This is a genomic window from Pectobacterium wasabiae CFBP 3304, from assembly GCF_001742185.1.
GTDB classification, from domain to species: Bacteria; Pseudomonadota; Gammaproteobacteria; order Enterobacterales; family Enterobacteriaceae; genus Pectobacterium; species Pectobacterium wasabiae.
The window spans coordinates 1,820,712-1,845,522 of record NZ_CP015750.1 but is presented as its reverse complement, the minus strand read 5'-3'; the positions used below and the strand labels follow the sequence as shown (position 1 = coordinate 1,845,522).

The window sequence follows — 24,811 nt, the reverse complement described above, 5'->3', positions numbered from 1 at the left end:
GCCTTAACGAGCGGTTAACGTTTCCTGCTTTATCCCGTTTCAGGACGTAATCGATCCGCCTATTCACCTGATATACCCGTAATACTTCAAGCTGCATGTGCGTTGGCGCGCTACTCGGCCCACTTACGTGGACCTCGCCCCGATGGGGCCGCTGCAAGCAGCGTTCAAATCTACCTCTGGCAGATTTGTCGCTCACCCGAATCACTTACTTGGGTAAGCTCATCGGGATGAAATGAGAGACATCCTATCTCTCACCGGAGGCCAGCCGTTGGCTGGTCAAATTCGTTCCCGACGAATTTGACCCTCTCTTGCCGCCTTCCTGCAACTCGAATTATTTGGGGTATAAACCAATAAATTTAATAAAAATAATCACATGTAGGGACAATCATCGTGGCGACTTTTTTACATCCTCATCAGAAACTCACTATTTTTTCCTCATTGCTCCTTATGGGCGGCGCACTGAATGCACAAGCCGCGAATGACGCTCCAAAAATTGGCGGCACGCTGATTTATCTGGAGCAACAGGCACACACCAATCTCTATACGCCCGCAGGCGGGTTTTACCCGAACGGCGGCATTCTCAACCAGATTACCGATAAACTGACGTACCAGAACCCGGAAACGCTGGAGATCGAACCGTGGGTTGCAGAATCCTGGACCATCAACGCGGATAACACGGAATACACGTTCAAGATCCGCCCCGGTATCAGCTTTTCTGACGGCACCCCGCTGGACGCCAACGCGGTAGCGAAAAATCTCGATACTTATGGCTTAGGAAACACCGCGCTCAGCCAGCCGGTTTCGGAAGTCATCAATAACTATCTGCGTAGTGAAGTCATCGACCCGCTGACGGTGAAATTTTACTTTAAGAAACCCTCACCGGGTTTTTTACAAGGCACCTCGGCAATTGGTTCCGGTTTGGTCTCTCTCAGTACGCTTGAGCGTAACTTCAATCAATTAGGTAATGCCAAAAATGTTATTGGCTCCGGCCCATTCGTGGTCAGCAGCGAAAAGCTGGGACGCGAACTGAAACTGACCGCACGTAAGGATTACAACTGGGCTCCGGTTAAATCGAAGCATCAGGGGCGTGCCTATCTGGACGGCATTACTTATCTGGTCACTCCAGAAGACAGTGTGCGTATCGGCGCGTTGGTCTCCGGTCAGGCGGATTTCATTCGTCAGATCCAAGCCTATGATGAAAAGCGGGTACAAAGTCAGGGCTTCAACCTTTATGCCCCACCCACGCGCGGTGTCAATAACAGCGTGGTCTTCCGCCCGGATAACCCGCTGGTAGCGGATATCCGCGTGCGTAAAGCACTACTGCACGCCACCAACACCAAAGAAATTCTTGATACGCTATTTTCTGACAACTATCCGTTAGCCACGTCACCGCTGGCCAAAACCGCCGCAGGCTATGCCGATCTTTCCAGTAAATTAGCCTTCGATCCCGCACAGGCCAACAAGCTGTTAGATGAAGCCGGTTGGAAAACCGGCCCCCACGGGTTACGACAGAAAGACGGCAAAACGCTGGAACTGACCGCCTATGAATCAGTACAGCACCCTCAGAACAAAGAAACCCTGCAACTGGTTTCTCAACAGTGGGCAAAAGCGGGCGTGAAACTGACGGTACTGGCGGGCGATGCCGGCAGTAAAACCGTGGATAACCTCGATCCGCTGAAAACGGGAGTCGCACCGTCGATGGTCGGCCGCGCCGACCCGGATGTACTGAAAAGTCAGTATTACCCGACCGTGCGTAACGTCCTGCTGCAAAAAGGTGGCTCCAGCGACAAGGTGAAGGAGTTTGTTGACCCCCATCTGAATACGCTGCTGGATGGCATCGCCACAGAAACTGACCATAACAAACGGCTAGCGCTAGTGGGAGAGGTGCAAAATTACCTGATCGATCAGGCTTATGTCATTCCCATTTTTGAAGAACCGCAGGTGTTTGCAGGCGCGCCCACAACAAAAGGCATCGCGTTTGAAGCCGTGGGACGCCCTAGCTTTTACAACACCTGGCTAGATAAATAACACCGAAGAAAAGGGAGGAGAGCATCATGAACCGCTATCTGGTGCTGCGCGTCGGCCAGGCACTGCTCGTACTGTGGGCTGCGTTCACCCTATCTTTTATTCTGCTTCAGGCGATGCCGGGTGATGCCATACTGATTAAGTTTCAAAACCCAGATCTCGGCCTCAGTGCCGAGCAGATCGCACAGTTGCGTTTATCCTACGGTGCCGACACACCAGTGCTTACGCAATATTTTCATGCGCTAGCTCAGATACTGCGTGGCGATCTTGGCCTGTCCATTCAGGCTGGCGTGCCAGTCACCGAGCTCATCACGGCGAATCTGCCACCTACGCTGTTGCTCGCGGTACTGGGCTTCATCGCCGCGGGGTTGTTGGCGCTTGCCCTTGCGTTCTTATCGACGCTGACGCCGTTTCAGTGGCTACGAACCGTGCTGCAATCCCTGCCGTCGTTGTTTATTTCCGTGCCAACATTCTGGCTGGGCATCGTGCTAATTCAGATCTTCTCTTTCCGTCTGGGACTGATTCCCATCATTAACCCCGGCGAATGGGAAGGGCTGATTTTGCCCGTTCTCACGCTGGCACTGCCGATCTCCGCCCCACTGGCTCAGGTGCTGATGCGTAGCATCGATCAGGTGCAAACCCAGCCGTTTGTTGCTGTTGCCCGCGCGAAAGGGGCTAGCCGCAGCGGGGTGCTCTGGCGACATATCGCCCGTAACGCCATGCTGCCCACGCTAACCATCGCCGGTTTGCTGCTGGGTGAGTTGATTGCGGGCGCGCTGATTACCGAAACCGTTTTTGGCCGTAACGGGCTTGGCCAGTTGACGCAGGAAGCCGTGAATTATCAGGACAGCAGCGTATTACAGGCTATCGTGCTGATTTCTGCCACCGCCTTTGTTGTCGTCAATCTGGCCGTCGACCTGCTCTATCCTCTGCTCGATCCGCGCCTGAAAAGAGCGCCAGGAGCCACGCTATGACTACCGTACAACTGGAAAAAATCACCTTTCCCCTTCTGGGCAAGCGACCGCTTCTGCGTCGTTACGCCTTTCAGCCGGGGCTGCTGCTGGCCTGGCTGGTCATACTGACTGTCGCACTCTGGGCACTGTTCCCTAGCTGGTTTACCAGCTATAGCCCGATAGAAGGCGTCGCGGGTGCACAACGACTGGCACCCGACGCAGGCTACTGGCTCGGCACCGACCAGCTTGGGCGCGATCTCTACGCACGCATCGTTTATGGCGCAGTGCACTCGCTGTCTGGCGCATTTATCGCCGTCGGAGTAGGTCTGTTACTCGGTAGCCTGTTCGGCCTCTTGGCCGGTGCCGTTGGCGGCTGGCTGGATAGCGTCATCATGCGCAGCATCGATGTCTTGCTGGCAATCCCCGGTCTGCTGCTGGCGCTGAGTGTCATCATTCTGCTGGGTTTCGGCACGGTCAACGCTGCAATTGCGGTGGGCGTCACTTCCGTCGCCAGCTTTACCCGACTGGTGCGTTCAGAAGTGCTGCGCGTGCGCCACAGCGACTACGTCGAAGCCGCCTATGGCAGCGGTGGCACCTTTTTCAGCGTGCTGTGGCGACACATTTTACCGAATTCACTGACCACCGTTTTCGCTTTCGCCGCGCTGCAATTCGGCAGCGCGATTCTGGCTATCTCCACGCTGAGCTTCCTCGGCTACGGCGCACCGCCGCCCACGCCGGAATGGGGATTGCTCATCGCCGAAGGCCGCAACTACATCTCAACCGCCTGGTGGCTGACCACCTTCCCCGGCTTGATCGTCGTACTTGTTGTGCTGTCCGCCAACCGCATCAGCCAGTCGATCAGGAGAACAGAACGATGAGCCTGTCAGCCAGCTTACAAACCAGCGCGGCAGTCCCCGTATTGGCCCTGGAAAATGTCACGATTGCCTACCGCAGCGACGATCGCGAGCAGACCGTCGTGGAAGGCGTCTCTTTCCATATTCAGCCCGGCGAAGTCGTCGCACTGGTAGGGGAATCCGGTTCAGGCAAGACCACCACCGCACAGGCCGTCATCGGCTTACTGGCCGAGAATGGTAGGCTCACACGCGGCGCTATTCGGCTAAACGGTGTAGATATCAGCGGCTGGTCGCAGAAGCGGTTGGACAGCGTGCGCGGCGCACAGATCAGCCTGATCCCACAAGATCCCACCAGTTCCCTGAATCCCGTACAGACTATCGGCGAGCAGGTAGACGAGATTCTGCGTATTCATCAACGGAAAGATCGCCAGACTATCCGCCAGAAAACGCTGGCGCTGCTGGAACGCGTTGGGCTAAATCAGCCAGAGCTGCGGGCGAAGCAGTACCCGCACGAGCTGTCCGGCGGCATGAAACAGCGCGTATTGATAGCAATTGCCATTGCGCTAAAACCCGCGCTGATTATTGCCGATGAGCCCACCAGCGCGCTGGATGTCACGGTGCAGAAACGTATTCTCGACCTGCTCGATGAACTGCGGCGGGAAAATGGCACGGCGGTGCTATTCGTCACTCACGATCTGGGCGTCGCCGCCGAGCGTGCCGATCGTCTGCTGGTTTTCCAGAACGGCTACATTCAGGAGCAAGGGCCGACGCTTGACGTGCTCAGCTCCCCCTCAAGCCACTATGCCCGCACGCTGCTGGCGAATGTCCCGTCACTCAACCCGATACCACGCCCACCGCGCAACCATGCATCCGAGATTATTGTTTCGGTCGAAAATCTGGTGCAGACCTTTCCTCTGTCGGGCCGTAAAGACGAGCATTTTCGCGCTGTGGATGACGTTTCTTTCAGCGTGGCACGCGGTACAACGCACGCCATTGTCGGCGAATCTGGCTCCGGTAAAACCACCACGGCGCGCAGCCTGCTCGGGTTTCATCATCCCAGTTCCGGACGCATTCTGATCGATGGCACCGACATCACCCACCTGAAAGGCGAAGCGCTGCGCCAGTTCCGTCAAAAGATTCAGTTGGTGTATCAAAATCCCTTTGGCTCACTCGATCCGTCGCAGCGGCTGTACGACATCGTCGAGGAGCCGCTGCGTAATTTTAATCGCCATACCTCCGCACAGCGGGAGCGAAAAATTCATGAAATGTTCGAGCGCGTCGCCCTGCCGGTAGCACTGCTGTCGCGCAAACCACGTGAGCTGTCCGGCGGCCAGCGCCAACGCGTCGCCATCGCTCGGGCGCTGGTATTGGAACCGCAGGTGCTGGTATTGGACGAAGCCGTTTCTGCACTGGATGTCACCGTGCAGGCACAGATCCTGCGTTTGCTGACCGAGTTACAGGAGTCGCTAGGGCTGACATACGTGTTCATCTCGCACGATTTGGCGGTAGTACGCCAGATCGCCGATACCGTTTCCGTGCTGTACCACGGTAAGCAGCTTGAATCCGGCCCAGTGGAGCACATCTTCGCTCAGCCCAAACATCGCTATACCCGTGAACTCATCGAGGCTATCCCCGGACAGCAACACCCGGCGTTTGCCCGTTCACACCAACCGCCAATTCATACTGAACCCACATTCGCACTCAACCAAGGACTGTAAAATGGCAACGAAACGTCTGGGATTTTTCACACGGTTGCTGGATGACGTTTCCGCTCAGCAGCGCTACCGACTGGCGACGGAGCAAATCGTCAAAGCCGAACAACTAGGATTCGACAGTGCCTGGGTTGCACAACACCACTTTCACGCAGATGAAGGCGGATTACCGTCACCGCTGGTGTTTCTGGCGCTGGTCGCCGCCCGTACCCAATGTATCCAACTCGGCACCGGCGTGATTACGCTGCCAATGGAAGAACCGCTGCGCGTGGCGGAAGACACCGCCGTACTCGATTTACTCAGCAACGGCAGGCTGGAAGTCGGCGTGGGTTCTGGCGGCACGCCGTCCTCATTTGCCGCATTCGGTCACGACAGCGCGCAGCGCGGGCAGATCCTCGGACGCCATCTAGAGAAACTGCGCGCCGCGTGGCGAGGAGAGGCATTGAGTGAAGACGGCAATCAGCTCTACCCTGCCGCCCCGCATTTGGACAAGCGCGTCTGGCAGGCTACGTTTTCCCTCGAAGGTGCAGAGCGAGCAGGCAAAGCGGGCGATGGCCTGATGCTCTCTCGCACCCAGCCGCGCCCGGAACACTTTCCAGACGCCACGCTCGCCGACTTGCAAAACCCGATGATCGACGCCTATCTGGCTGCTCTACCCGCAGGCATCGCCCCGCGTATCCTCAGCTCACGCAGCGTTTTCGTGGCTGACGATCGTCAACTGGCACTGAGTCTGGCAGAGAAAGGGCTTAATCGTTCTGCCGCCCGTTCCGGCACGTTCCGCGCGATCCCTCACGACTCGATAGAAGCACTGATCGCCGCCTTCGATAGCCATGTCGGCACCGCACAGGATGTGATTGCATCACTTCGGGCAGACAGTTCGCTAGAACGGGCGACGGATGTGACATTCCAGGTGCATTCCATCGACCCACCACACGCGCTGATCCTTCGCTCACTTGAATTGATTGCTACTCAGGTGGCTCCCGCTTTGGGCTGGAAGCCCGCCGTCAAACAGAAAAGCCCGCTAGGGCAGGAGATTGCATGACGCACGCTAACACCTTACACACCCATGACGTATTGGATACGCTGGCCGACATCAGCCCGGATTCCGCCCTCGCAGAAGCCAGAAAAACCCGTGAAGCGGCAACCCGTCACACCCAAGGTAGCTACGACGCGCTGTTTAACGCCGCGGCACATGACAACGCGACATTACCGTTATCGCTGCGCTTTTGGTTTGCGACAAAGATCAGCGGCTGGCAGCAGGATGAGCTGCTACAGCATTTTTATGCCGAGCGACTGGCGGACTTCCCGGAACCGACGCTGACACCCGCGCTACAGTTAGCGTTGGATCACGCTGAGCGCCTGACGAAGACTCCCGCGCAGGCCGCACCATCCCACGTCAGCGCGCTGGAGCAGGCGGGCTGGTCGGTAGACGATATCGTGACGCTGTCGCAGCTCATCGCGTTTGTGAATTTTCAAAGTCGCTTGCTGCGCGGCTATCGCCTTATTGCGGGTCATCGTGTTAGCCAGCCTCATTCACAGGCCGCCGTTGCGGGTCAGTGGCATACCCAGCAGCAGACGTACAGCGGCAAATCCGCACCGCAAACGTTCACCCAAGCGGAACTAAGCTGGGAACCGTGGGTTGCTTCCAAACCGCTGGCAGCATTCAATGCGGATGAGCAGGCGATTCTGGCGCGCTTTGGCCACACCGATTCCGACTATTTCCGTTTGTTAGGACGTAATCTCCCAGTGCTGGAACAGCGCACGCTGACAGATAAAGGGATTTTCTATACCTCCGGCGGCCTGCCGCGCAAAGAACGCGAACTCATCGCCGCCGTCACCAGCAAGGTCAACGGCTGCATTTATTGCGCCTCAGTGCACGCACGCAAAGCCAGTCAGCTCTCCAAGCAGGATAGCGACGTGCAACGACTGCTGGACGTCGTTCCCGGCGGTGATTTAAGTATCGGCCAAAGCCCACGCTGGCAGGCAATTATCGATTTTTCAGCACGCCTTTCCGCCACGCCCGCACAGGTCAATGCAAATGACGTAAAACAGCTACAAGAACAGGGATTGGATACTCTGGAAATTGTCGATGTGGTGCAGTCAGCCGCCTTCTTCTCATGGGCCAACCGACTGATGCTCACGCTAGGCGAACCGTTCTGGCCAGAGCATTAATCCTCAAGCGGTCTGTTTCATTATCTTGAACAGATCGCTCCCATTCTGAATTAAATCCGAGTTTGATGACATTCTTGCACCCTAAATAACGGAATAGATTGGATTATTTTAAATAATAGATGTTATTTCGTAGAATATACCAATATAAAAACAATTACCACACGCATAATTAAAAAAATCATTATACAACCTAAAATGCTTAATATTTAATTTACACTAAATACAGAATTAATTGAAAAATAAAAATACTTATTAAATAAATATAAAACCAATGGTTTGTTATTTTAACCCTAATAAGTAAATGGCAAAAAAAATAAACACAACTACAGTTTAATCACTGGCAAAATTAAATCAGCCAGAAACTACCGACTAACACTAATAGCAAGGAAATTATTATGATTGGTATTTTAAAATATGCAGGAAATCAAGACTTGGCATTGGGTGTCTCCGACCAGCAAAAAGACGCCACAGCTGTTCTTCTCCGCGCAGACTCTTCTCTCGATAAAATCCTGTGGAATTTGGATCCTAGAACAGGAGTAATTTCACTATCGATAAGTGACGGGGCTCTAGCGCTGGCAATTAAAAACAAAAATATTGCCAGCGGTACAGATCTCGTTTTGCAGTTAACCAATCAGAATGAATCAACTCAAAAGTGGGATTTTGCGAGCAAACCTGGATTTATTTTTAGCCAAGCGAATAAATCCTATGTTATCGACGATCAAACTCGCGGTGGTGCGGGCACGCGTGTTCAGCTATTTGAATTTAATGGATCAATCGCTCAGCAATGGAAATTCGTACCTATTGATAGGGTATTTGCATCAGTTAGTGAATAAACTTAACTGATACGCACAATATATTATATCCGTTAAAAGGCCATCTTATTTAAAACAAGGTGGCTTTTGGAGCTTCATGGTCCTGTCAAAACCTGTGTTGATGGCAACTGAATCATTTAAAATTAAAATTTTTCACTTATTCTATAACTGCGTCACAGTGGCTTGATTAATTTATTAATAAAAAAACATTCACTAAGAATCTACTATCGCGAATCAGGCGACACAACATCCATGTCGCCTGTTACTCTTTATTTTTTCAGGTAAGCAGGGAAATCCGCAGGCAGTTCGCTGGCAGGGCAATTGATGACATCGTGGTCATTTTCACCACAGTCTCGGATGAACGTGATGGTGGCAAACTCATCGATCACTTCAGTCGGGTACGCAGGGCCAGCATCGCGATATGCTTCCATTTCAGCTATATGTTCGTTCTGGAAACACACTGTTTTCTCTGGGTTGTTGATGACCCAACGCGGGAAGAAGATGGTGCCGTGGAAGACCTTATCGGCAATATTCGCAATCAGGCTGACGTCCGTTCCTGTCGGCTCTGTCCATGAAATCTTATAAACCTCACGGGCGACCTGCACGATATACACCTGCTGGTCCTTCACCCAACGGTTACCCACAATCCCACTGTGAATGCGGTAGTCTATTGTGTTGGCATTTTTGACATACAGCTCATAATTCCAGCCATTATCATAGGTATATACCAAATGTTTCCCTACAAAATGACTCAGGTCGTGCTGATTAAATGACGGCATGATAGTTCTCCTTAAAAGTGAAAACTTCACGGACTATAAATGGATTAAATGACAACATAGAGTCCATTTATGAACGTTCCTGCATGAGTGCGTTGAATCAACCCTATCGGGGTTCCTTTACACCTGCGGACACGATTGATACGACGCTACGGCGCTATCGACACCATCTTAATCTTATTACAAAACAGATTTAATGCGTCGTAATCATCGGTTTTCACCGCATCCCTACTGATGTCAGCACTGCACCGCCACACTCAGGAGAAATCAATTCCGTAATGTACCTTCTGACAGTGCAGGCATTCAAAACGGTAAAACGCCGTTTCGCCACCGGGCTGATAGGACTCAACCACGTTCTTCCACGTTTCCAACGGCCACGAAAAATCCGCAAATTGCACCGCTAACGCCTCAGCCCCCAATGCGACAAGCTCTTCGCGGCTGGCATCCCCCGCAAATGCACAGGCATCGTCGCAGCACGAGAGCCAGATTTCCTGTTGCCAGGAAGAATAACCCGGTGTACGGCTGCATACCTCATCGATGATCTCCACAGCTATACCTTCACTGCACAGTGGATACTCGTCAGAAAAGCTCATGTCATAGCGTGCTGCCGCACTGCCATCTGCAATACACCAAGGGCAAAATTTCTTTTCAGGCAGCTTATGCGCGGTATAGCACGAGGCAGTATAAACATAGCCACGCGCCTGATTGCAGCATAGGCAGACATCATCAGCCGCTTTGATACTCCCGGTCGATAACGGATTAGGGTGATAACGGAAAGAAGGGAAAGGTGTATTCATGAGATGAGCGCTCCACGCAGCCAGTAAGCTATCCTAATTAAACTGTACGTAATATACGGCAGAGTCTGGCTATACCAAATAAATCTCTTCAGCCAGACACATAGACACTTTTCTCAGCGATGCGACCAGTAAGCCATAAAGTTGATTGTCGCTTTATCAAGATGGCATTCGTCGAGCAGATAGCGGCGCAGCCGTTTGATGGCAGAAGATTCTCCCGCCGCCCAGGCATAAAACGGGCGATGCGCCGTTGCCCGCTCCCACAGTAGCGCGTCTTCCGGCGTTTCCTGTGCCGTTTCATCATAGTTTGTGCAGGCGCCGGCGGGAATTTTCACATCCTGTTGTACCGCAGCTAGCAGGCGTTCGCCCCATATTGTGCTGCCAGTTTCCTCACGCGGCAGCCAGTGAATCTCGGCAAAAGGGAAGTCGCCCGACGTCACGCAGTCGGCCGCTTTCGGCACTTCAAGAAAAGCCTGTACCGATGGCGGAGAAGGTTGGTCAGCCAGTTGTTCAAGAATTCCCATGACTGCTGGCAGCGCCGTTTCATCCGCAATCAACAGCACCTGCTCCACACCATCGTGCGGAGCCCATTCATAGCCTCCGCTGTCGCCATCGGCTTCCGCGTTGGGTGCAACGATCTGTAACTCATCGCCTGGCTTGGCGTGGTTCGCCCAGCTTGAGGCTGGCCCGGTATCACCATGCAGCACAAAATCGATCGCCGCCTGCTGTGATTCACGTGAGACAGAACGCAGCGTATAGGTGCGTAAAATAGGACGGTGCTCACGCGGCAGCGCCAGATAGTCCTGATACCATGTATCGCTCACGGCCATAGGCACCTGCTCCCCGCTTTCACTGGCGAACAGCAGTTTGATGCGCTGATCCGGCGCGTCCAGTTTCATCTGGCGCACTTCCGGGCCGGTGAACACACAGCGAACAAGCGAAGGTGAGAGCAACGTCTTGCTCTCTAAGCGTAAATTGAACAACCGATAGGCTGAAGACGTCGTGCGATTAGCTAAAGACATAGTGAGAAAGCCGATATGTTTTGTAAGAGAAAAATCAGTCCGCGGGATAAAACCCATTCACCGCAACTTATCATAAACAAAACACTAACGATAATCATTATCACTCTGCCATCCCAAAATACTGCAACACATAGACATTATAGAAAAATAGGAAACCCAAGACAGGCAAAGTGTTGCTCCCAGTCGTGCCAATCTGACATCACCCTATAAATTCTGTTTTTAACTCTACGATGCACTATGCCCAAGAAGGCGAAGGAATTAACATTAAGCTAAATTATTCACAATAAATATCTGTGCGATAAAAATTGTTAATTTTTCATTTTCTCCCACTGGAACTACTGAGCCATCTAACTATATCAATAAAAAATCACTTACAGATCCAAAAAACCATAATAATAATTAACAGGACTTACTTCCCTATTATTTTTAATATAGGCATATGGATAATAGTGTTTGAACCTAATATTGGGTTCATAATAAAGAGGAATACACTATGTCTAATCAATACAGCGTTGAGTTTATCAACAAATCAAGTAATTCAGGCAATGTAGCAATCTTTCAAAAAGCACCGGACCAGAAGGCACGGAATATTTTCTCACTGGCATGGTTTAGCAAGTTCGTGAATCCGAACGTGCATGAAACCTTCCGCTGGAACATTGATTATTCTTTCGTTTGGTCAGATACAGGTGAAGTTAAACCTGGTGTCATTTTTGAAGGCGGGGAAGAAATTCCTGCCAACCTTCAGTCCGCAAATACCATCACATTGGACTACAATGGAGGGTATCTCTTTGGCCCGACATCATTCACTGGCCAAGCGGGTTCACTCTATATTGATGAAAGCGGCAATGTTCCACTCAAGCAGGCTGCTGTCGGTATTGGAATGAGCAATGCAGGAACTTTCGTACAGGCAGCACAGCCAAATTTACATATTGAGTTTATCCCACATCCTTCTTACTGGATTGTATTCGGTAACTATGAAGAAGGTGAAATTTTGGATATTGAGCAAATCAGCGATGCCGTTGAATTAGTGTTCGAACCAAACATTTACAGCGTTGCCGCTACACTGCAACAAAACAATACCTGGACGGTTTCCTGATCCAGCAATCGGAAGGCAGGAGAGTTCCTGCCTTCCTCATTCCCTATATTTTCTTTTGGAGAAATAATATGTCTGATATTTATATCATTGATCAAGGTGTACAAAGCGGTCCTTTCAACCAAACGCAGGCAGAAAATGAATTAGCAGGCTACCTTGAGAAAAATCGCTACGCCAACATGAAACAAGCAATGAATGATGTTACCTCTGGAAGAGGGAAAGCGACAGGCAGCTACACCTATGATGACCACCCTGTGCTACATGCCTCTTCTGGTAATAGTCAAAAAAGCGTGAGTATATTTTTCTACCATACCGAAACAAGTGATTACCTGATCGCAATGGGAGAACATATAACACCAACAACCTACCTGTTAACCGACTTTGGACAAAAATCTGGAGATTTCAAATTCGGTAAAACCATTTCAATTTAAAAAATAAACAAATAAAAAGCATCCACGTTGTCTTGGATGCTTTTTATTTATCAATGCTATTCATAAGATTTATTTATACACGGTCTTCTTGATATTAGCCACTTGCCTTACTCCGAGATTATATATTTTAGCAACTTCCGTCCGCGATTTCCCCCTATCTAATAAATTTATTATTTCACGATTACGTAACTGCCTATCAATATTTTTAGCATGGGGAACATCGATACTTAAACCACCAAATTCCTGGCATAACCGTGCTACAGAATCCCCATTGATATCTGAGCAAAAACACTTCGGTGATTTAGGGATATATTTACATTGCCCACCAAATATTTTTGAAAAAATATAGGCATCCTCCAACCCCATGATATTAATTAACTCCTGAAATTGATCAGGTAATTTATTTATATCAAGCCCATAGAAAAAATCATTATGTGCCGCACTTTCTTTATAGCTCATAGAACCATTCCTTGTGTTGTTCCTGTAATTTCGATGACATCACATTTACAACGCGCAAACGATAGGGAAACAATTCATGCTATAGATTATTTTCAGATTTAAGACAAGCAACCTACCCATAGACTCCATTAGTAGAAAAAATGATAAGGCATCATATTTCCGCAGAGGAAAAAAATACAATAAGCATTGTAAGATAGACATATTAATTAGCACCAAATTAAATAATTAAATAAATTATTTTGCCTGCATCTATTTGTCATCTATCCAACTACTTTCAAAACGATTCACCCTCTATTTATTGGCGAAAAATCGAGGATTGGATCGGCTCACTGCGCTAACGGAGCACGTACCATTTGAAAAAATCAGTTAGGCCAGGTTATTACCCTCATAAAAAATGCCGGCCAAATAGCTCACTATTCAACCAGCATATTTTCATCTTCCAGAAAAGCAGTAAGGCACGATTACCGCATCGTCACAAACTCTTCCGACGCCGTTGGGTGGATAGCCACGGTGTTGTCGAAGTCTTTCTTGGTTGCGCCCATTTTGACGGCAACCGCGAAGCCTTGCAGCATCTCATCCATACCAAAGCCGATACCGTGGATACCGACGATTCTTTCCTCTTTACCCACGCAGACCAGCTTCATGCGGCACGGCTGGCGGTGCTGCGTAACGGCGGTATACATCGCGGTGAAGGCAGATTTATACACTTTCACCTGTTCGTCGCCATACTGCTCACGCGCCTGCGGTTCGGTCAGCCCGACGGTGCCAATCGGTGGGTGGCTGAAGACGACGGTCGGGATGTTGCTGTAGTCCAGATGCTCGTCCGGCTTGTTGTTAAACAGACGCTCGGACAAACGACGCCCCGCGGCAACGGCAACCGGCGTTAGCTCGACGGCTCCCGTGTTATCGCCGACAGCGTAAATGCCAGGAACGGTGGTGTTCTGGAATTTATCGACATTGATGTAGCCTTTGTCGTTCAGTTCCACACCGGTAACGCTCAGGTTCAGGTTATCCGTCGCCGGTTCACGACCAATCGCCCAAATCAGGCAATCGACGGTTTGTGACTGCCCGTTTTCCAGTTCCAGCGTCAGGCTACCATCGGCATTCTTCACAATTGCCTTCGGGATCGACTCAGTATGCAGCGTCGGCCCTTCGGTGTTCATCACTTCCACCAGCGTATCGACAATCAGCGGATCAAAGCTGCGCAGCGGTGCATGTTTACGCACAAACAGGTGGGTTTCAGAGCCCAACCCGTTCAGCACGCCAGCAATCTCCACTGCGATATAGCCTGCACCGACGATAGCGGTGCGCTTCGGCAGCGCATCCAGTTCAAAGAAGCCGTCGGAATCAATACCGTATTCCGCACCCGGAATGTTAGGGTGAACCGGGCGTCCGCCCGTCGCAATCAGAATATGGTCAGCCGTAATTTTCTCGCCGTTCACTTCCACCGTGTGCGCGTCAACAAAACGGGCAAAACCGTGGATGACATCAACCTTATTCTTGCCTAGCACGTTATCGTAGGACTGGTGAATGCGATCGATGTAAGCGCTACGGTTCTTGACCAGCGTGCCCCAGTTAAACTGATTCACCGTGGTATCGAACCCATAATCCGGCCCGTACTGATGGATCGCTTCGGCAATCTGTGCCGCATGCCACATCACTTTCTTCGGCACACAGCCGACATTGACGCAGGTGCCGCCCAGATATTTCGCTTCGATCAACGCACATTTTTGTCCATGCATCGCCGCGCGGTTGATAGACGCGATACCGCCGCTGCCGCCGCCAATAGCAAGATAGTCATAGTGTTTGGTCATCAGTGTATCCATGCTTAAGTGAATAAAATTTGCCTAGAGTGTAACGCCAGAGCCACGTGACCAATAAAGGTTATACCTATGGTTACAATAGGAAAAACCGACCGCGTCGCCCACAGCAATCGCCGCGTATTATTCCGGGACGATTTGCTCCACCAGCGTATGTCCGGTGCCTTCTGGCACCAACACGCTATGCAGCCACGGCAGCACGCTCTTCATCTGCGCCGCCAGCTTCCACGGCGGGTTAATCACAATCATGCCCGACGCCGTCATGCCGTAGCGATCGCTGTCCGGCAGCACCGCCAGCTCAATTTGCAGAATGTTGCGAATACCCGTGGCTTCCAGCTCTTTCAGCATGCGCTTGATATGCTGACGTAGCACCACGGGATACCACAGTGCAAATACGCCCGTGCCAAAGCGTTTATGTCCTTCCTTAATGCCTTTGACCACGGCCTGATAGTCCGTCTTCAGCTCATAAGGCGGGTCGATCAGCACAAATCCGCGACGAGAAAGCGGCGGCAACTGTGATTTCAACTGCTGATAGCCATCGTCACGCAACACTTTGGTACGCGCATCTTTCTGAAATTCATTGCGCAGCAGTGGGAAATCGCTGGGGTGCAGTTCGGTCAGGTGGAGTTTGTCATACTCGCGTAGTAGCTGGCGCGCAATCAGCGGAGAACCGGGGTAATAGCGCAGTTGTCCGTTGTGGTTATAGGTGTGCACCGCCTGCATGTAAGGTTCGAGTTCAGCCGGAATATCGTCACGCTGCCAGATCTTCGCGATGCCATCCAGATACTCGCCTGTGCGCTCGGCGTGTGGGCCGCTAAGCTGATAACGTCCGGCACCTGCATGGGTATCCAGATACAGGAAAGGTTTTTCTTTCTCTTTCAGGGCTGTGATGATCAGGCTCTGAACGGTGTGTTTCAGCACATCGGCGTGATTGCCGGCATGGAAACTGTGGCGGTAACTTAGCATATTTCACATACCATATTGATTTATAATGATTTTAACCTGTGATAGACATATGAAAATTCATTTATTACCCCACAGATTACCCCACCACTTTTTGCACAGACATGAAAGCAGGGGAACGGATAAGGAGAGTATACGGCAGAAACGCCACGAACAAAAAAGGCCGCGTGAGCGCTTAGGGCTCCCCAGTAATGGGCAAGTGGAAAAAGACAGGCATAGAGTTTTACGATCGACTTAGCTTTGCATACTAACGCTACAGTTACTGGAGATTGCACCCGCCAGTTATGGCCACATACTATGAGAAATAAAGCATCAATATGAGAAACAATTTAGCGTTACCAGCAAATACGACTACGTTCTTGCTATCCGAAATGATCCCGGTAAGATCTGGGGGAGAATGAAGGCGATGACGCTCCGCTTGTTCGCAATGTCTAACGTTTTGGGTTACTCATCGGGGGAAAATTTATTCCAGATGAGCACTCTAAATCTGTAATGTGAAGAGCAAACTGAAGGGAAGAACAAGTCAATATGCTGGCAAATCAGGTTGCAAGCGGCGTGGCGGCAACGGCGTCACACCCAGTTACGGTGCAGGTATTCAATAACGGGCCGGGGATATGGGGTAGTGTTGCCACTGGCCTTATCACTGGATGTATTGCAATTGCGGGTGTTGCACTTACGCACCATTTTACTCTGCGCCGTGAAAAAATAGCGTCGGAAGACAAGAGAAAAAAAGAGCTTCATTATCTAGCGACTGAGCTGGCGTTTAAGCTGGAACTCTATGCATCAGCTTTTATTTCCTTACCACTACAGTTGCTGATAGATATGAATGCTGGCAGAAAACCACTTCCTGAACTGGACTTATCAAGCGCGACTGGTGACTGGCGAAATTTGCCTGTTGGGCTGATCTTCAAACTTCGTTCACTTGAAACAATTCACGCAGCGCTGATGTCATCATTAACTAATGAAAAACACCCCGATTATCCGACTGTTTTTTGGGAATTACAGCTCCGGGGCTACAACGTGGGGCTGAACGCCTTCATTCTTGCAGCCCGTCTGCGACGACTTGCAGGACTACCAGATACAGATGATCTGAAACGTAAGGATGGTATGTTTCAGGTGCTCCGTGAAGTACGAAAGAAACGATGGCATCACCGTATTATTCAGTTGAAGAAAAGCAAACAAGCAATGAAGGAATTTGAGAACAAGTATTGATGACTATCTAATTATCATCAGCCAAAACATAAAGCAGTGAAGGAACTACCTCACGTATCGCCGTTGCCTCTATTTCATCGCTCATGAGAGTCAGAGTGTAATCCCGGCACTCGTAAACCACATCGTAAGCTGACAGGCCAAAAGCGCCGCCAGCAATAATCTCCCCAATTTCACACGCCGGCGTTTCGACGATAGACAGCCGATAGCCGCCGAACGTTACAGGCGGGTTATCCGGCCCTTCACTCAAATAGAGGCCTACAGCCTTAGCAGACAGTGCAGCACGTTCATGCCCATCCATGCCAACCGCCTGACCAACACAATCCGCCAGGTGCCGCTTAATCTCAGTGACGCTCATTTCCACCAGATCGTTACCTGCTTTTTTCTTCTTTCTGGCCAGCACAGACTTGCTCTTGGCGTTCTGTGCTCGCGGATCATGACTGTCACGATACCGAGACAGATAAGCGTCACAGGCATCCGAATCAACCTTACCGCTAACCCGCACGGGAAAGCCCGTTTTGCCCTCCCAGTTATAGAATGCCCGGCGACTCATCCCGGCATGTTCGGCGTACTGGCTTACTGACATCAACATAAAAATATTCCCTCTGACAGGCAGAGTGTGAACCCTTCACACTTGTGCACACTAAAATCTGTGAAGGATTCACACTTTTTAATGAAAAGTGTGAATCAAACTGTGAAGCAAATACTGTTCTATTTCCCCGCTACGCCTTGCCACCAAGGACTTGCAACAATCCATCAACAAAACTGTGAAGTGTAAAGTGTGAATCAAATTCAAAAGTTGATAGCTAGTGAAACAACGCGGCGCGCAATGCCCGTGCTTTACAAAAGTGCCAGGAAGGACCCATTTTTTCTAGATGATAACTGTTGTCATTTGATGCCATCATTTCGCCGTCCTCATCGCTTCTGCTATCGCCCGACTCAACTCACCCGGCATCAATGCTGCCGCCATCGTGTTAGCTCTGTCCATGTAACCCAACGTAGGTTTAACCGACAAAGCATCACCAAAACGAATTAATAACTTCGGTGACCGTTGCTGTAGACGCGCCTGCCTTGTACCGTTAGCAGAGCGCTTACGACGCTTCACCTTTCCCTTTTTGAGCTTTTGGGCTTTTTTTCGTTGCCAGACACCATTAACCTTTTCGCCATACCTTGTTGTTACTTCACCAATGAACACATCAGGCTTGGCTTTGAGTTGCGACATTTTGTTGCGCGGCAGGTTTCCGTACTGATTCAGTTTGATGTTCTTAGGGTTAAGCAACGCCTGACTATTTAACTTATGCTTACCACCGAATTCAAACGGCTCAATATAATTGGCTGCGGTATCCATCACGAGCACCTTTGCTGTGAGGTTATTTTTTCGAGCGCCGGTTGATCGCACAGAGTTAATAGTGAATGGAGTGGGGTTGTTTAAATTCCGCTTTATCGCCGTTTTTTGTGCGTCCGCTATCTTTCGGGCAACGCTCGTCAATGCCTGAGCGGTAGCGAATGGAATCTGTTTCTTTATTCTTTGCAGTTGAGCCGATAACTCTTTCAAGCCAGACATATCACCACCTAAAAGTAATTAAATTTCGTCATTACCCATAATGATTTATGTATTTACGAAAATTGCAGCGGTGTTGTTATTCTCCCGCCATTACCACTGGATAACGTTCGCCGTTCTCCTGTTTTGTTATCAATCATTGATATTTCGATCTGCATTGGGCCATCTTGCAAAGTTTGATTAAGTGTAGATAGCGCTGAGATCAAATCCTTACTGGCATCAGCAACATCACTATTACCTTGAGAGGACTGATTACTGAATATTGATGATGAATTTCGGTTAACGCTGCCATCCATTTCCAAATCACCATCTTGTTGATAGAAATATGATGGCAAGCCCGGCATTGTTTTATGCAGATAATCTCTGGTTTCCTTTGGCGCACGCCCCAAGCCATAATCACGAACCCGCCCAGGTCCCCAGTTATATGCGGCAAGGGCCTTCTTCACATCGCCATCGAACATTTTGAGTAAATCTGACAAGTAGCGTGCTGCGGCCTCACTCGATTTGTGAAAATCCATTCGATCACCTGACGAATTAAGCCCATAATCTCTGCCAGTAGCTGGCATAAACTGGAATGGGCCTTGAGCGCCTTTGGGCGATAACAGATTTTTTCCACGAGAAGATTCAGCATCCCACACATTATCAAGAATACCTGAAGGGAGTTTGTGTTTAGCTTCCAACGTTGAAAGATGTTTTTGTTCTGGTGTATTTCCTAGCGCTCTATCTGTTGGGTTAATTATCTTTTCATGTTGAGACTGCCAACTTTCAGAATATTTACGGTTTAACTTGTCCTGTAAAACATCCCCAGGCCTACCGAGCGCTAATTCAAGCCCTTCTTTGAATGTTAAGGAGTTCTTAAACTCCTCATCACGTCGTGCTCGATGTAAAATATCCTGTTGCTTATCACCATGATAAAAATTATTTTCACTGTCTTTTTCGTACTTTTTACTTTCCTTTAGTGCTTTTGCTGCGGGTGATTCACCACTTCCGCCAAGTAAAGCCTGAGACTTGAGGATTAACCCATCAAACCGAGCACCTATTTGGTTAAGTTGCTGCTTGAACGCTACGGCGTTCTGGATTTCTTTATCACTAAGAATTAGCCCATCACGCTGCGCCTGATCTTTAAGTCGCTGCACCTCATCCGCTGAGTTTCGGAATAAACTTAATAGTTCTGGAGACAACCCAAGTTTATTGATATATAACGCCTGAAGTCCGGGGGGCATTGATTGCAGCACTCGGTTAAGATCATCTGCCAAGCGCCCTACATCTGCTAGCCCCTCTTTTGTTTTATGTATGTCAATGCCCATTTGCATCAAATTTGACTTAAAAGCGTTGTTATCCCCCCATAAGCCATCAGTTGCTTTTGTGAATAAATCGTTTATTGCCCCTTCGGATGCCTCACGAGTGCTGCCATTTTCAATCATGGCTCCGGTAAGCTCCTGAAAGGCGTGGGCAGTCATACTGACATTCTTCGCGGTGGTATCAATCCGGTAACCGTAATCTGCAAACTCTTTCAGGTTATTTTTAATAACATTGATAACCGTAGCGGCCCCCCCCAGCCCAAGCGTTAACCCCCCCACCATTTTCAGTGGGGGGACCAGATCGCCAACAAACTGAACACCGTCTCTAGCGTGACGGGATAGTTTCTCGAATTTACCGCCAAGTTCATCCAACTCTTGCCGTGACGTATCGCCACCTAACTTAAGTTTATCGCGGGCATCATCAAGAACTGGCTCTAATTGCCGGGCCGCCGCTTCAATGCGGGCGATAGAAGCGCTAACCTGCTCATTAGCTTTAAGCTCAAAATCAAAGGAATTACCCACTTACTGCCCCTGTCTCAAAGATGATATTGAAATAAAATCCTCAGCGGTGAGTGGCTCGACACATTTCTCTAATGCCACCAGCGCAGCGTTAAAACCAGCACGATATCCATTGGCATCATTATTCAGAGAACTGTATATAAACGCCGCCATATTACGATCTTCCGTATCCAGACATTCCCAGCCAGGATAAGCCGCAATCATTTTACGTTTGGTGTAATGGCTGAGGTGCCGATGGCTTACTGACAGAATATCGATAGCCTGCTGGTACGGCTTACCCCGTTTAATCAGCTTGAGTGCGAATATGGGGTTACTTTTTGCTTCCTGGCTAACCGCTATCCAATGTGCGTTGGAATGCTGTGGTTGCCTCTCCTGTTCATCTATTTGCTGATCTTCACCACCAGCAAAAGCCCCACCCCGATGCCGTACCGGAGAATAGAGGCTTAACGCACTTCTGGCTATTAAGCCGCTATCCTGTACCCCAAGATTTAAATGGCTGAACGTTCTCATAAGCATTCATCCAGTTAACGAGGCGGCATATCAATGATCGGCAATCCTGCATCCAGTCGAGATTTAATCTTTGCAGCTTCGTTCACTGGATTGGCGGCTTTACCGCTGACTAACCGACTGTCTCCGGGCAAAACAGCACCCGTTGCTCGGAATTGCTGATTGCGACGTGCGGCTGCTTGAGCCAGCGTCTCTTTGTACTCTTCATCGGCCTTACGGCGTGCATTAAGGTTGTCTATCGAGTTAGGATCGGAATCATTTATCATTTGGGTGGAGCGTGCTGCCAGCGCCTGAAGCTCATCATCAGTCAAAGGCTCTTCCATTTTCTTCAACGCTTTTGTGGCACTGTTACGGGCCGCGCTAAAACCGTTTTTATCACCGTTCTGGACAGAGTAAGTCAGCGCTGTCCGTGCCTTTTCTTCATCGTCCTGAAATTCCCAGGTGGGATCGTTCTCTTCCATGAACTTTTGGGTAAATACGGATAATGCCTGTGGTGCAGATACCAGCTTCGCCTTGATTTTCTTGGATGACAGATCAGTCTCTTTCAGCAGACGAATAGCAAGGATAGGGTTTTCCTTAGCTTCATCAGAAATAGCGACATTATGTTCACGGCTATGCTGACTGGGACGAGCAACCTTAATCGGCTCTTTTTCATCGTCAGATTGAATAACATCATTGCCGTTTGAGCCTTTGGCTTTGGAGCCACCGAGAAGATGCTGAAAATTAAACATGGATATCTTTTCCTGTAGAAACGTGTTGATGGTCGTTGATGGCCTCTCTGAATTCGCCAAAAACCAAAAAATTAGAAGCGCTGTGCCGTTACCCCACTATTTTGTTTAACACCTTGTCCATCAGGCGGCGGGCAACTTCATGGATTGACGGTGTGATACCAAGCTCAGAGCGCTTACTCTCTTGCTCCCGTAAACGTTGTAGTGCCTCCACTTGTTTCCGTGTAAGCAGTACAGCCTGTGTGTTGGGTTTACGATTCATATGATGGCCTTACCTGATTATTTATACAGTTAAATAATATTGCAATAAATGCAACAATACAAACAATTATTGCAAATAAAGGGATTTAATTAGACTCGTCATTCCAATGCAAAACGCCAACTTACGGCGCTTGCCAGAACGGGAAAGGCAATCAGGGAAGATGTTTTTTGCAGCAAAGGGGACTAATAGGGCAAAGAAATGCGTCTAAGAAAATGGTTCAAGCTAACTAGCTACGTGGAATAGTTCCCCGCTTTTGACTAACCTTGTGGGACAAAGTGTTGAAGATCTTTTCTTTGCCTGACTGCGTTACACAGAGCTGGCGATGTATTGGCATTACGCAATTGCCACATGCCAATACATGATAGTTGTAGAGGTATTTGATACTGCTATTTAGAAGATAAAAAATTATTCACATGTTCGGACTGCTAAATAGTTCTAATTACCACTCGGAATATAACGTATATATTGCTATAAAACTGCCGACGATTTGCAGTATTATAAATAGTAGTCAAAGCCAAATGAATACAAAAAGAATTATTAACAACTTATTAGTTTCGAACGGAAATCAAAATGAATAAAGCTCAAAGTTTAGGAACACCAATGACTGATGAACAATATGCAGAACATTGGGGCATTGAAAGTGAAAAACATAACAGGCTAAGTGATTATAGCTGGATGGCAGGTTTCATTCCCGATAATGCAATGATATTAGACGTAGGTTGTGGCAATGGGTTAGGATGCATTGCAATGCTAAAAAAAGGTTGTTCTATTGTAGCTATCGAGGCTAATGAATTTTTAGCACAACAAGCAATAGATAATGTAAGAAATGCAGGATTCAGCACTAAATTAATTAATCTGGACGGTAATTCCCCACAAGAAATAGAAAGCGAAATCAACTTCCATATATTGGTTGGTAGTTTATTCTCAGAGGACTCAGATAATGTTGCTAAGTCATTTAGTTTTGACTATGTGACAAATTGGCTGTTTGGAGCATCACCATATAGGGCAGCAGAGGAGATGAAACAAAAAGTTGAAGAGTTAGATGTAGCATACGCATCGCAATACAGAGAAAGAGCGACAGTCGCATGTCAAAAGCTTTCTAAATTAAGCCAAAACAAAGATTGTAAACTAAATTACACGCTGAGAAGTTATTATGAGAAAGGCACACCAAAAGAAATTGTTATAAGCACGTTTGCAGAAGAGCAGAATACAACTGTATTTAACAGTAATATAGTTAACTCTGAAAACGTAAGAATCAGAAAAAACGAAGCAATCAACTTACCAAATTCATCCCAAATGAAATATATATCATCTGCACCGGGGGTTAGCGTGCCACGCCATATAAAACCAATAATTATATCCGTAGTCGTTTAAGTTAAAAAACTATAACAGCAAATAATTGAAATTCAGGTGCTGTTATAGTTACACAAGTGTCATCACAATTCAGGTATGAATCCCTCTTGCTTTAGAGAATTTATCACTCCACGAATAAGATAAGAGTTTGAGAATTTAGCTGTATACGTTCGAGCCCCAGCCTCAACAGGTTGAAGAAGTCCGCGATCAACTAGCTTGCCGATTTGATAAGTGATCTGAGCAGGTTTCATACCTGATAATGTTTCTCTTAAATCACCAGCTCTGACAGTTCCCATACCGACGGTACGTTTTAACATTTGTGTCTCAACTTCATTGATAAGTCCTCTACCTTGCGAGAAATCGATAGCAGGATATAGGATTTTTGAATTCAAGAAATTACGATTCGTCAGTTGGTCAACCTTCTTCAATTCAGATGAAATTCCCGCCAATACATATAGACACCAATTTTCTAAACCTTGCTCCGTACCTGTATCCGCTTCTGCAAGCATCGCATAATACTGCTCTCTATTATTGCAAAACACCGCGGTAGGATTCAGCACTCGGCCACCAGCCTGAACATTGAAGCCATACTTAATCAGTAGTGCATAGGTCAAAAGTCGTACGGTTCTGCCGTTCCCATTGCCAAATGGGTGAATCCAGCCAAAACGATGATGTGCAAGAGCTATCTTCATCAGGTCGTATTTGGGACGATCCTGTCGATTGATAAATTCAGTCAACTCCTGCATATACCCAGCAACATGAATAAAATCTGGCGGTAAATGCTCTGATTGCGCAATACTTACACCATGTTCCCTATATGCACCAGGCGTTCGATCCCCTTCCCGCTCAAGTCCAGCCACAGCGATAGCATGTAACTCGCGGACAAAATACTCAGTAATGCTATCCCCTGATTTCAGGCACTCATCAATGTACCCCATTGCGTTCTCGATGTTACCAATTTCTTTGAGCTGGTCACTGGATGATGTCGTGCCGTCGACCTTACTTTCAACGTAGTCAGCCAGTGTTGTATGGTTTCCTTCAATACGTGCTGAACCCAAACTTTCCAGCATATGGAAAACATCTTTGAGTTGAGCAAATAACAAGGGATGAACCTCCGTTTCAAGCCGTAGGTGTCGTAACACCTCAAGCTCTGTCAAGACATCAACTAAGGGAGAATCAAAGCTTGGATTGAGCAGCACGAGATCAAAGTGTGTAAATTGTGGCATCAAGTTAACCTATCTTAACCAGTGGTTTTATCATATCTCGAAAATAACAGTAAAAACTGTTTTATAACATATCATTGAGTAAACATTATGTTTATATACATCTCAAATCAAGCGTGACGAACAACTCAAATTTGAGTAAGACAGATATCACTCTTAATTATTGTGGGAGCGTGAACAACAACATTTGCCTCACTTTACTCTCTGCGGAAACCTCAGATCACCTTACCTACACTAAAAATGCATAGAAAAAATCCAAGAG

At 48.6% G+C, this 24,811-nt stretch carries 24 protein-coding genes; 11 read left to right on the top strand and 13 right to left on the bottom strand.

Features of this window, described 5'->3' with window-relative positions; translation table 11 throughout:
- Positions 1-390: 390 nt before the first annotated feature.
- The 7 genes from A7983_RS08280 (at position 391) to A7983_RS08250 (ending at position 8,549) form a co-directional block, all read left to right on the top strand.
- The gene (locus A7983_RS08280) at positions 391-2,028 is read left to right on the top strand and encodes a TIGR04028 family ABC transporter substrate-binding protein (RefSeq protein WP_005968112.1); all 1,638 of its coding nucleotides are present in this window, start codon (positions 391-393) and stop codon (positions 2,026-2,028) included.
- A 26-nt stretch (positions 2,029-2,054) separates the two neighbouring features.
- Complete coding sequence (locus A7983_RS08275) at positions 2,055-2,999, top strand: ABC transporter permease (protein ID WP_005968115.1); 945 nt, start codon at positions 2,055-2,057, stop codon at positions 2,997-2,999.
- The gene (locus A7983_RS08270; RefSeq protein WP_005968117.1) at positions 2,996-3,856 is read left to right on the top strand and encodes an ABC transporter permease; all 861 of its coding nucleotides are present in this window, start codon (positions 2,996-2,998) and stop codon (positions 3,854-3,856) included. The genes A7983_RS08275 and A7983_RS08270 overlap by 4 nt, the downstream gene beginning before the upstream one ends.
- Positions 3,853-5,550: a dipeptide ABC transporter ATP-binding protein gene (locus A7983_RS08265; protein ID WP_005968119.1), complete on the top strand. Its 1,698-nt coding sequence runs from the start codon at positions 3,853-3,855 to the stop codon at positions 5,548-5,550. Before A7983_RS08270 ends, A7983_RS08265 begins: the two co-directional genes overlap by 4 nt.
- A gap of 1 nt (position 5,551) precedes the next feature.
- Positions 5,552-6,586, top strand: a complete 1,035-nt coding sequence (locus A7983_RS08260) for a putative FMN-dependent luciferase-like monooxygenase (protein WP_005968122.1) — start codon at positions 5,552-5,554, stop codon at positions 6,584-6,586.
- Positions 6,583-7,716 carry an alkylhydroperoxidase domain protein gene (locus A7983_RS08255; RefSeq protein ID WP_005968126.1) on the top strand — a complete coding sequence of 378 codons (1,134 nt, stop codon included), beginning with the start codon at positions 6,583-6,585 and terminating at the stop codon, positions 7,714-7,716. The genes A7983_RS08260 and A7983_RS08255 overlap by 4 nt, the downstream gene beginning before the upstream one ends.
- 395 nt (positions 7,717-8,111) lie before the next feature.
- Positions 8,112-8,549, top strand: a complete 438-nt coding sequence (locus A7983_RS08250; RefSeq protein ID WP_005968129.1) for an RICIN domain-containing protein — start codon at positions 8,112-8,114, stop codon at positions 8,547-8,549.
- A 248-nt stretch (positions 8,550-8,797) separates the two neighbouring features.
- Here the strand turns inward: A7983_RS08250 and A7983_RS08245 are convergent, their stop codons facing one another.
- From A7983_RS08245 to A7983_RS08235, 3 genes are all read right to left on the bottom strand, one after another.
- On the bottom strand, positions 8,798-9,307 hold the full coding sequence (locus tag A7983_RS08245) for a phenolic acid decarboxylase (protein ID WP_005968131.1): 510 nt from the start codon (positions 9,305-9,307) through the stop codon (positions 8,798-8,800).
- Positions 9,308-9,561: 254 nt separating this feature from the next.
- On the bottom strand, positions 9,562-10,101 hold the full coding sequence (locus A7983_RS08240; protein WP_005968133.1) for a CbrC family protein: 540 nt from the start codon (positions 10,099-10,101) through the stop codon (positions 9,562-9,564).
- A 113-nt stretch (positions 10,102-10,214) separates the two neighbouring features.
- On the bottom strand, positions 10,215-11,120 hold the full coding sequence (locus tag A7983_RS08235) for a siderophore-interacting protein (protein ID WP_005968134.1): 906 nt from the start codon (positions 11,118-11,120) through the stop codon (positions 10,215-10,217).
- 493 nt (positions 11,121-11,613) lie between these two features.
- On the opposite strand from A7983_RS08235, the gene A7983_RS08230 reads away from it, so the two are divergent.
- Together A7983_RS08230 and A7983_RS08225 are read left to right on the top strand one after the other, a co-directional pair.
- Positions 11,614-12,216, top strand: coding sequence for a hypothetical protein (locus A7983_RS08230; protein ID WP_005968135.1), 603 nt, complete (start codon positions 11,614-11,616; stop codon positions 12,214-12,216).
- 68 nt (positions 12,217-12,284) lie between these two features.
- Positions 12,285-12,644, top strand: a complete 360-nt coding sequence (locus A7983_RS08225) for a hypothetical protein (RefSeq protein WP_005968136.1) — start codon at positions 12,285-12,287, stop codon at positions 12,642-12,644.
- A 69-nt stretch (positions 12,645-12,713) separates the two neighbouring features.
- Here the strand turns inward: A7983_RS08225 and A7983_RS08220 are convergent, their stop codons facing one another.
- From A7983_RS08220 to A7983_RS08210, 3 genes are all read right to left on the bottom strand, one after another.
- Entirely contained in the window at positions 12,714-13,103 is a 390-nt protein-coding gene (locus A7983_RS08220) for a Mor transcription activator family protein (RefSeq protein WP_005968137.1), read from the bottom strand.
- A gap of 461 nt (positions 13,104-13,564) precedes the next feature.
- On the bottom strand, positions 13,565-14,917 hold the full coding sequence (gene gorA, locus A7983_RS08215; RefSeq protein WP_005968138.1) for a glutathione-disulfide reductase: 1,353 nt from the start codon (positions 14,915-14,917) through the stop codon (positions 13,565-13,567).
- Positions 14,918-15,046: 129 nt separating this feature from the next.
- Complete coding sequence (locus A7983_RS08210) at positions 15,047-15,889, bottom strand: 23S rRNA (adenine(2030)-N(6))-methyltransferase RlmJ (protein WP_005968139.1); 843 nt, start codon at positions 15,887-15,889, stop codon at positions 15,047-15,049.
- Between the two features lie 525 nt (positions 15,890-16,414).
- On the opposite strand from A7983_RS08210, the gene A7983_RS08205 reads away from it, so the two are divergent.
- Positions 16,415-17,098 carry a hypothetical protein gene (locus A7983_RS08205; RefSeq protein ID WP_005968140.1) on the top strand — a complete coding sequence of 228 codons (684 nt, stop codon included), beginning with the start codon at positions 16,415-16,417 and terminating at the stop codon, positions 17,096-17,098.
- Between the two features lie 7 nt (positions 17,099-17,105).
- Here A7983_RS08205 and A7983_RS08200 read toward each other — a convergent pair whose 3' ends face one another.
- The 6 genes from A7983_RS08200 to A7983_RS24145 all read right to left on the bottom strand — a co-directional run bounded on the left by A7983_RS08200 (position 17,106) and on the right by A7983_RS24145 (position 21,973).
- Positions 17,106-17,687, bottom strand: coding sequence for a hypothetical protein (locus A7983_RS08200; RefSeq protein ID WP_005968141.1), 582 nt, complete (start codon positions 17,685-17,687; stop codon positions 17,106-17,108).
- Between the two features lie 309 nt (positions 17,688-17,996).
- Positions 17,997-18,659, bottom strand: a complete 663-nt coding sequence (locus A7983_RS08195; protein ID WP_005968143.1) for a hypothetical protein — start codon at positions 18,657-18,659, stop codon at positions 17,997-17,999.
- Between the two features lie 53 nt (positions 18,660-18,712).
- The gene (locus A7983_RS08190) at positions 18,713-20,479 is read right to left on the bottom strand and encodes a lytic transglycosylase domain-containing protein (protein WP_005968145.1); all 1,767 of its coding nucleotides are present in this window, start codon (positions 20,477-20,479) and stop codon (positions 18,713-18,715) included.
- Positions 20,480-20,986 (bottom strand): hypothetical protein, encoded by a 507-nt coding sequence (locus A7983_RS08185; protein WP_005968147.1) that lies wholly within the window; start codon positions 20,984-20,986, stop codon positions 20,480-20,482. It lies immediately after the preceding gene.
- A 14-nt stretch (positions 20,987-21,000) separates the two neighbouring features.
- The gene (locus tag A7983_RS08180; RefSeq protein WP_005968150.1) at positions 21,001-21,714 is read right to left on the bottom strand and encodes a hypothetical protein; all 714 of its coding nucleotides are present in this window, start codon (positions 21,712-21,714) and stop codon (positions 21,001-21,003) included.
- An 88-nt stretch (positions 21,715-21,802) separates the two neighbouring features.
- Complete coding sequence (locus A7983_RS24145) at positions 21,803-21,973, bottom strand: hypothetical protein (RefSeq protein ID WP_005968153.1); 171 nt, start codon at positions 21,971-21,973, stop codon at positions 21,803-21,805.
- A 570-nt stretch (positions 21,974-22,543) separates the two neighbouring features.
- Between A7983_RS24145 and A7983_RS08175 the strand changes: the two genes are divergently transcribed.
- The gene (locus A7983_RS08175) at positions 22,544-23,347 is read left to right on the top strand and encodes a class I SAM-dependent methyltransferase (protein WP_152413521.1); all 804 of its coding nucleotides are present in this window, start codon (positions 22,544-22,546) and stop codon (positions 23,345-23,347) included.
- A gap of 62 nt (positions 23,348-23,409) precedes the next feature.
- Here the strand turns inward: A7983_RS08175 and A7983_RS08170 are convergent, their stop codons facing one another.
- Positions 23,410-24,552 (bottom strand): Fic family protein, encoded by a 1,143-nt coding sequence (locus A7983_RS08170; RefSeq protein ID WP_005968157.1) that lies wholly within the window; start codon positions 24,550-24,552, stop codon positions 23,410-23,412.
- Positions 24,553-24,811 lie beyond the last annotated feature (259 nt).

Excerpts from the sequence above, each read along its gene's own strand:
- A7983_RS08170 (WP_005968157.1), bottom strand. The coding sequence starts at position 24,552 with ATGCCACAATTTACACACTTTGATCTCGTGCTGCTCAATCCAAGCTTT.
- A7983_RS08230 (WP_005968135.1), top strand. The coding sequence starts at position 11,614 with ATGTCTAATCAATACAGCGTTGAGTTTATCAACAAATCAAGTAATTCA.
- A7983_RS08225 (WP_005968136.1), top strand. The coding sequence starts at position 12,285 with ATGTCTGATATTTATATCATTGATCAAGGTGTACAAAGCGGTCCTTTC.
- A7983_RS08180 (WP_005968150.1), bottom strand. The coding sequence starts at position 21,714 with ATGTTTAATTTTCAGCATCTTCTCGGTGGCTCCAAAGCCAAAGGCTCA.
- A7983_RS08275 (WP_005968115.1), top strand. The coding sequence starts at position 2,055 with ATGAACCGCTATCTGGTGCTGCGCGTCGGCCAGGCACTGCTCGTACTG.
- A7983_RS08205 (WP_005968140.1), top strand. The coding sequence starts at position 16,415 with ATGCTGGCAAATCAGGTTGCAAGCGGCGTGGCGGCAACGGCGTCACAC.
- A7983_RS08245 (WP_005968131.1), bottom strand. The coding sequence starts at position 9,307 with ATGCCGTCATTTAATCAGCACGACCTGAGTCATTTTGTAGGGAAACAT.
- A7983_RS08255 (WP_005968126.1), top strand. The coding sequence starts at position 6,583 with ATGACGCACGCTAACACCTTACACACCCATGACGTATTGGATACGCTG.
- gorA (WP_005968138.1), bottom strand. The coding sequence starts at position 14,917 with ATGACCAAACACTATGACTATCTTGCTATTGGCGGCGGCAGCGGCGGT.
- A7983_RS08265 (WP_005968119.1), top strand. The coding sequence starts at position 3,853 with ATGAGCCTGTCAGCCAGCTTACAAACCAGCGCGGCAGTCCCCGTATTG.
- A7983_RS08240 (WP_005968133.1), bottom strand. The coding sequence starts at position 10,101 with ATGAATACACCTTTCCCTTCTTTCCGTTATCACCCTAATCCGTTATCG.
- A7983_RS08185 (WP_005968147.1), bottom strand. The coding sequence starts at position 20,986 with ATGAGAACGTTCAGCCATTTAAATCTTGGGGTACAGGATAGCGGCTTA.
- A7983_RS08220 (WP_005968137.1), bottom strand. The coding sequence starts at position 13,103 with ATGAGCTATAAAGAAAGTGCGGCACATAATGATTTTTTCTATGGGCTT.
- A7983_RS08200 (WP_005968141.1), bottom strand. The coding sequence starts at position 17,687 with ATGTTGATGTCAGTAAGCCAGTACGCCGAACATGCCGGGATGAGTCGC.
- A7983_RS08175 (WP_152413521.1), top strand. The coding sequence starts at position 22,544 with ATGAATAAAGCTCAAAGTTTAGGAACACCAATGACTGATGAACAATAT.
- A7983_RS08210 (WP_005968139.1), bottom strand. The coding sequence starts at position 15,889 with ATGCTAAGTTACCGCCACAGTTTCCATGCCGGCAATCACGCCGATGTG.
- A7983_RS08260 (WP_005968122.1), top strand. The coding sequence starts at position 5,552 with ATGGCAACGAAACGTCTGGGATTTTTCACACGGTTGCTGGATGACGTT.
- A7983_RS08250 (WP_005968129.1), top strand. The coding sequence starts at position 8,112 with ATGATTGGTATTTTAAAATATGCAGGAAATCAAGACTTGGCATTGGGT.
- A7983_RS08195 (WP_005968143.1), bottom strand. The coding sequence starts at position 18,659 with ATGTCTGGCTTGAAAGAGTTATCGGCTCAACTGCAAAGAATAAAGAAA.
- A7983_RS08270 (WP_005968117.1), top strand. The coding sequence starts at position 2,996 with ATGACTACCGTACAACTGGAAAAAATCACCTTTCCCCTTCTGGGCAAG.
- A7983_RS24145 (WP_005968153.1), bottom strand. The coding sequence starts at position 21,973 with ATGAATCGTAAACCCAACACACAGGCTGTACTGCTTACACGGAAACAA.
- A7983_RS08235 (WP_005968134.1), bottom strand. The coding sequence starts at position 11,120 with ATGTCTTTAGCTAATCGCACGACGTCTTCAGCCTATCGGTTGTTCAAT.